This is a genomic window from bacterium (assembly GCA_026398675.1).
GTDB lineage: Bacteria > RBG-13-66-14 > RBG-13-66-14 > RBG-13-66-14 > RBG-13-66-14 > RBG-13-66-14.
In genome coordinates, this window is the sequence record JAPLSK010000029.1 from 1 (window position 1) to 1640 (window position 1640).

General features: G+C 70.0%; 1 protein-coding gene. It reads right to left on the reverse strand.

Annotation, left to right across the window (positions count from 1 at the left end; translation table 11 throughout):
* Positions 1 to 134 precede the first annotated feature (134 nt).
* Positions 135 to 1640 (reverse strand): TonB-dependent receptor (locus NTW26_00385; protein MCX7020731.1); only part of this gene is annotated, 1506 nt, incomplete at its 5' end.

Consider the following 1640-nt stretch of genomic DNA (forward strand, 5'->3'; position numbering starts at 1 on the left):
ACGTATCCCCCTCCCCCCTCTGGGGGGAGGGTAGGGGAGGGGGGCGGGGACGGAGCCCCGCCCCTACGTCATCGCAACCGGGATTCAAACGCGGCGGGGACTAAAGTCCCCGCCCTACATTTAGGAAACGTACCCTAGAACAGCATCTCGGCGCCCAGCGTGAAACGCCGCGGCGCACGCGGGTAATCCCGGTCATCCGCCGTGTTGCCGAAGGCCGCTGGAACGTCCGCGTCCGTCAGGTTCTCCAGGGCGGCGAAAAAGCGGAAACCGTGCGTCAGCTCGTACTCCGCCCGCGCGTCGAAGCTCCACACCGGCGGGATGAACTTCTCCGTCATCGTCACCCGGGGCGCGTCCGAGTAGTCGGGGTAGTAGGCCACGCGGTCGCCGGTCCAGCGCGCCGTGAGCTTAACCACCCCGGCGTCGTAGCTCAACGTCAACTGGTGCACGGGGAGGAAGGCGGCCCGGCGCTCCACCGTCGCCGTGCGCGTCTCGCCGCTCATCCAGTCGGAATAGACCACCTCGCTCCGCCGCTGGGTGGCGTCGGTGAAGGAGTAGCCCGCGCTGACGGATCCGAAGACGACCTCCACGTCCGCGCCGAGGACCGTCTGGGAGTCCACGTTCTCGGGGGTCCACCACAGGCCGGTTGCGTCGGGCTGCCAGGAAATCAGGTCCGCGGTCTCGCGGTAGAAGAGGTTCCCGGAAATGACCGGCATGTCGGGCATCTCCCAGTCGAAGCCCAGGTCGGCCTCCCAGGCCTCCTCAGGCCGCAGGTCCGGATTGCCGCCGGTGGGCCAGTAGAGGTCGTTCAGGGTGGGCGGGCGGAAGGCGGTCCCGCCGGAGAGGCGGAGCCGGACCGTGTCCAGGGTCGCGTCGAGGCCCACGTCGCCGGTCAGGCGCGTTCCGAAGGTTTTGTGTGAATCCGCTCGGACGCTCGCGTCCGCCGAGACGAGCCCCATCTCCACCCGGGCCTCCAGCCAGCCACCCAGGTCGTCCACCTCGGGGGTCCACCGGGTCGTGGTCGTGACGCCGGGGTCATCGGGAAATGCCGACCCCCCGCTCCAGACGGTGGAGTCCGCCCGGGCCGCGAGACGGCTCGCCCGGTAATCCGCCCCCACCTCGAATTCCACGGGCTCGAAGGGGCTGAACCGGCTCCAGGCCGAGCCGTAGTAGTCGGTCGTCCGGTAGGAGTAAGTATCTTGAGTGACGTAGAACGAGCGGTAGCGGGTGGAGTAGTCGAGCCCGGAGTCACGCCAGCCCAGGTCCGCGTGCAGCGTCACCCCGCCGATGCGGCCGTGGTAGTTCACCGTGACGCCCTGGGCGTCGTCGGACTGGCTGTCGTAGAGGCTGGTAACCTCGTCCGAGCCGAATTCGGGGACGGTCCCCTCGGGGGGGCGCGGCCCGGGCAGGCCCTGGTCCTTGGTTGAGAGGGTGTAGTCGGCCCGGAGGGTGTGCCCGCGCAGGGCTAGGGACGCCCCGACGCGGCAGCCCATCTCCTCCACGGCGGAGTTTTCGCGCCAGCCGTCGTGCTCGGTGAGCCAGCCGCGCGCCGAGAAGGTCAGCTCCGAGCCGATGCCGCCCCCCAGGGCGAGTGAGTAGCGCCGCTCGCCCGCCGAGCCCAGCCCCAGGGTGAGCTCGCCCGC